The sequence below is a fragment of the Streptomyces boluensis genome (assembly GCF_009908195.1).
GTDB lineage: Bacteria > Actinomycetota > Actinomycetes > Streptomycetales > Streptomycetaceae > Streptomyces > Streptomyces boluensis.
In genome coordinates this window covers 1-4,892 of record NZ_JAAAHS010000495.1, presented here as the reverse complement: position 1 = coordinate 4,892, position 4,892 = coordinate 1, and the positions used below count along the sequence as shown (strand labels likewise).

Here is a 4,892-nt window from a genome sequence, read left to right as displayed (position 1 = left end):
GAGTCCTCCCCACTCCGCAGCCACCTGCCGAACCCCAAACCCGAACCCTGAACCCCGAACTCCGCGTCCCAGACCCGGAATCCCGCATCCCGCGCAGCGCCGTACGGCACCCGTCTCGCCCCTCCCCGACGGACTCCGCAAAGCGAGGGCTCGATGTCATCGACGGTTCCTTCCGCACCCGGGCCGGGCCCCGGCCCCGTACCGGACGCGGCGCGGGTCACCCAGCGTGAGCTGCCCGACGGGCGGGTGACGCTCGCCGAGGGCGTGGCCCTGGACGACCCCCGGTTCGCCAACGCCGACCTGCTGCCGGTGCCCATGGAGCGGCGTACATGGGGCGTCTACAACTACACGGCGCTGTGGATCGGCATGGCGCACAACATCCCGTCGTGGACGCTCGCCTCCGGCCTTGTGGCGCTCGGGATGGACTGGAAGCAGGCCGTCCTCGTCATCGGCCTGGCCAATGTCATCGTGCTGGTGCCGATGCTCCTGACCGGTCACGCGGGCCCGAAGTACGGCATTCCGTTCCCGGTGGTGGTGCGGTCCTCGTTCGGGCTTCGCGGCGCGAACCTGCCGGCGCTGCTGCGGGCCGCCGTGGCCTGCTGCTGGTTCGGCATCCAGACGTGGATCGGCGGGCAGGGCATCTTCCTGCTGCTCGGGAAGGTGTTCGGCGGCTGGACCACGGCGTCCGTAGTGGGCGGCTACCCGTGGACGCTCTGGCTCTGCTTCATGATCTTCTGGGCGCTCGAACTGGCCATCATCTACCGGGGGATGCAGGCGCTGCGCAGGTTCGAGAACTGGGCGGCGCCGTTCGTCCTCGTCGGCGCGGTGGTCCTGCTCGGGTGGATCACCGTGAAGGCGGGCGGTTTCGGGCCGCTCCTCGACCAGCCGTCCAGGCTCGGCTGGGGCGCGGACTTCTGGCCGGTGTTCTTCCCCGCGCTGATGGGGATGATCGGCTTCTGGTCGACGCTGTCCCTGAACATCCCCGACTTCACCCGCTTCGGCCGGGGCCAACGCGCCCAGGTCTGGGGCCAGTCGCTCGGCCTGCCCACCACCATGACGGCCTTCGCGCTGCTCTCCGTCCTGGTCACCTCGGGCTCCCAGGTCGTGTACGGGGTGCCGGTCTGGGACCCGGTCCAGCTCGCGGCGAAGACCGACAACGTATTCGGGCTGATCTTCGCCCTGGTCACGGTGTTGATCGCGACGATCTCGGTGAACATCGCGGCGAACGTGGTCTCCCCCGCGTACGACCTGTCGAACCTGCTGCCGAAGATCATCAACTTCCGTACGGGGGCGCTCATCACGGGCGTCGTCGGGGTGCTCGTCATGCCGTGGAAGCTGACCGCGACGCCGGAGCTGTACATCTTCACCTGGCTCGGCGTGGTCGGCGGGCTGCTCGGCGCGGTGGCCGGGGTGATGATCGCGGACTACTGGATCGTCCGCCGTACCGTCCTCGACCTGGCGGGTCTTTACGACCGGCACGGCCCGTACTGGTACACGGGCGGCTGGAACTGGCGGGCCCTGTTCGCCTTCGGCGTCGGCGGGCTGCTCGCCGTCGGCGGTTCACACTCCGCCCCCGGCAAGGGCCCCTTCCCGGCGGACGGACTGATCCCCGCCCTGCGTCCGCTGGCCGACTACGGCTGGGCGGTCGGCCTGGCCACGGCGCTCGTGCTGTACGCCGTGGCCGGCCTGTTGTCGGCCTCGAAGGCCGGTACGACCTCGAAGGCCGGTACGACCTCGAGGGCCGGTACCGCGAGGGTCAGTGCGGGGCGTTCTCCTGGCGGGCCCGGCCGCGGCGCATGACCTGCCACGCGACGGCGAGGATCAGGAACCAGGCCGGCGTCACGAGCAGCGCCTGCAGGGTGTCCGTCTCCTGGGTCAACGCCCAGAGCAGGAAGGCGAAGAAGGCGAACACGACGTAGCACATGACGACGCCGCCGGGCATCTTGAACTTCGAGGCCTCGTGCAGGTGCGGGCGGCGCTTGCGGTACACGAGGTAGCTGATCAGGATCATCGTCCAGATGAACATGAAGCACACCGAGGAGATGGTGGTCACCAGCGTGAAGGCCTCGATGATCGAGCCGCCGATCGCGACCATCGCGACACCGATGAGCAGGAAGACACCGGACAGGAGCAGCGCGTTGACCGGCACGTTCCGCGAGGTGAGCCGGGCGAACGGCTTGGGTGCGTCCCCGTCCGAAGCGAGGCCGTACACCATCCGGGACGTGGAGTAGATGCCCGAGTTGGCGGACGAGGTGGCCGAGGTGAGCACCACGAAGTTGATCACCGAGGCCGCGATGCCGAGCCCGGCGAGCGTGAACATCACGACGAACGGGCTGCGGTCCGCGCTGATCTGGCGCCAGGGCGTGACCGAGATGATCACGACGAGCGCGACCACGTAGAACAGCATCACGCGTACGGGGATCGAGTTGATGGCCTTCGGCAGGTTGCGCTCGGGGTCCTTGGTCTCGGCGGCGGTGGTGCCGACCAGCTCGATGCCGACGAACGCGAAGACCGCGATCTGGAATCCGGCGACGAAGCCCATGGGCCCGGTCGGGAAGAAACCGCCGTCGTTCCAGAGGTTGGCGAAGCTCGCGGTGGTGCCCGTGGAGGACTCGAAGCCGCGGAAGACCATGACGAGTCCGACGACGATCAGCGCGACGATGGCGACGATCTTGATCAGCGCGAACCAGAACTCGGTCTCACCGAATGCCTTCACCGTCGGCAGGTTCAGCGCGATCAGCAGCACGACCGCCGCGAGCGCGGGGATCCACAGCGCGGCGCCCTTCCACCAGTACTCGACGTACCCGGCGATCGCGACGACATCGGCGATGCCGGTGACGATCCAGCAGAACCAGTAGGTCCAGCCGGTGAAGAAGCCCGCGCACGGGCCGAGGAGATCGGCGGCGAAGTCGGCGAACGACTTGTACTCCAGGTTGGAGAGGAGCAGCTCGCCCATCGCGCGCATCACGAAGAACAGCATCGCGCCGATGATCATGTAGACGAAGATCACCGAGGGGCCGGCGAGCGAGATCGTCTTGCCCGAGCCCATGAACAGGCCGGTGCCGATCGCGCCACCGATGGCGATGAGCTGGATGTGGCGGTTGGACAACTGGCGGGAGAGTTGCGGGCCTCCCTCGGGCGAAAGGGCCGAGGGGGCGTCCTGCGGTGTTCCGGGACTTCCCCCGGACGCTGACAGGGTGGTCGAACCGGATTCACTGCTTTCGGGCATGGGCGAACCTCACAGATCTCGTGCGCGTGCGGGCGCGCGCCGAACATACTCACATCAGGGAGGGGAGTCGGTCCGGTCGGGGCCGGGGGAAAGCAGGAGGTCAGCCGACCGCCACTGGGGCAGCTGGTCGCCACGGGCAGCACAGGGGGACAGCCATCAGGGGGCTCCTCGCGTGTCGAGCGCGGGCCGGTTACCCGCACTGCGAAGTGAGCCTCCCCCTCTGTCATTGGCCTGAGAGCTTCACGGCGGAACGCCGCTTGCACCGTGGGCGAGACGCCTCGACGCCTGCTTTCCAGAGTTGCCTGCTCGCGCGGTAGGGATGCCTGAGAGTTTCCGGGGAGGTGTTGCTCCTTCGGCGCCCGGTTCTGGCTGAACCGGTGCTCTCCCGCTGCGAGGTGAACGGCAAGTTGCCGTGAGGCTAGGCCTCATCCTCCCGAAGGGTCAAGGGTGTTCAGGGGGGACGGGCGCGCGCCGCGGCAGCAGATCCACTCACCGCGGCACGCTGTGAACGCCCAGCTCCAGGGCCCGAGTCAACGCCTCAGGGCTGCGGCACGCCACCGCCGGGACCACCGATCCGGCCGCCCCGCAGCGCCGGGATCACCGTGGCCCCGTACCCGTCGATGACCCGCTCCCGCGCGTCGTGCATGTCGTACACCGCGAACTGGTCGACGCCCAGCGCCTTCAACTCCCGCAGTTTCGCGATGTGTTGCTCGGCGGTCCCGATCACGCAGAAGCGGTCCACGATGTCGTCCGGTACGAAGGCGGTGTCGGGGTTGTCGGCGCGGCCGTGGTGCGAGTAGTCGTACCCCGCACGGGCCTTGATGTACTCGGTGAGCGCCTCCGGGACCAGATCGGAGTGCTCGCCGTACCTGGCCACCAGGTCCGCGACGTGGTTGCCGACCATGCCGCCGAACCAGCGGCACTGCTCGCGGGCGTGCGCCAGGGCGGCGGGCGAGTCGTCCTCGGTGAGGTACGCGGGGGCCGCGACGCAGACGGTGACCGCGTCCGGGTCCCGGCCCGCCGCGGCGGCCGCGTCCCGGACCGTCTTCACCATCGTCGCCGTCAGATACGGGTCGGCCAGCTGCAGGATGAAGCCGTCGGCCTCCTCCCCCGCCATCTTCAGCGCCTTGGGCCCGTACGCGGCCATCCAGACGGGCAGCCTGGCGTCGGCCCCGATCCACGGGAACCGCACCGTCGTCCCCTCCCCGAGCTCCGCCTCCTCACCGGAGGCGAGCGCCCGGATCACCTTCATCGCGGCACTGATCCTGGCCAGCGTGTTCGGCGGCCGCCCCGCCACCCGCATCGCGCTGTCGCCGCGCCCGATCCCGCACACGGTGCGGTTGCCGTACATGTCGTTGAGCGTGGCGAAGGTGGACGCGGTCACCTCCCACGTGCGGGTGCCCGGGTTGGTGACCATCGGCCCGACGATCAGGCGCTGGGTGTTCGCCAGGATCTGGCTGTAGATGACGAAGGGCTCCTGCCACAGCACGGCCGAGTCGAAGGTCCAGCCGTACCGGAAGCCGTTGCGCTCGGCGCGCTTCATGAGGCTGATGACCTGCGCGGCGGGGGGATCGGTCTGCAGGACGAGTCCGAAGTCCATGCGCTGACCTCCTGGTTCGTTCAGGTGCTGGCAGGGGGAGCGGAGCTCTGGGTGGGACGGGAA

The 4,892-nt window shown here is 69.1% G+C and carries 3 protein-coding genes and 2 riboswitches; of the genes, 1 reads left to right on the top strand and 2 read right to left on the bottom strand.

All coding sequences use genetic code 11. The features are described 5' to 3' along the window. Positions 1–153: 153 nt before the first annotated feature. On the top strand, positions 154–1,800 hold the full coding sequence (locus GUY60_RS34520; RefSeq protein WP_161705147.1) for an NCS1 family nucleobase:cation symporter-1: 1,647 nt from the start codon (positions 154–156) through the stop codon (positions 1,798–1,800). On the opposite strand, the gene cycA is transcribed toward GUY60_RS34520, so the two are convergent. Then, a complete protein-coding gene (gene cycA, locus GUY60_RS34515; RefSeq protein WP_161705145.1) occupies positions 1,757–3,229 on the bottom strand; it encodes a D-serine/D-alanine/glycine transporter in 1,473 nt (490 codons plus the stop codon). The genes GUY60_RS34520 and cycA overlap by 44 nt on opposite strands. 213 nt (positions 3,230–3,442) lie before the next feature. Further along, a riboswitch (glycine riboswitch) is annotated at positions 3,443–3,530 on the bottom strand. Beyond that, positions 3,531–3,628, bottom strand: a riboswitch (glycine riboswitch). It lies immediately after the preceding riboswitch. Between the two features lie 139 nt (positions 3,629–3,767). Then, positions 3,768–4,829, bottom strand: a complete 1,062-nt coding sequence (locus GUY60_RS34510; protein WP_161705143.1) for a TIGR03842 family LLM class F420-dependent oxidoreductase — start codon at positions 4,827–4,829, stop codon at positions 3,768–3,770. Between the last annotated feature and the right edge of the window lie 63 nt (positions 4,830–4,892).

Coding starts and splice junctions, on each gene's coding strand:
- GUY60_RS34520 (WP_161705147.1), top strand. CDS start 154: ATGTCATCGACGGTTCCTTCCGCACCCGGGCCGGGCCCCGGCCCCGTA.
- cycA (WP_161705145.1), bottom strand. CDS start 3,229: ATGCCCGAAAGCAGTGAATCCGGTTCGACCACCCTGTCAGCGTCCGGG.
- GUY60_RS34510 (WP_161705143.1), bottom strand. CDS start 4,829: ATGGACTTCGGACTCGTCCTGCAGACCGATCCCCCCGCCGCGCAGGTC.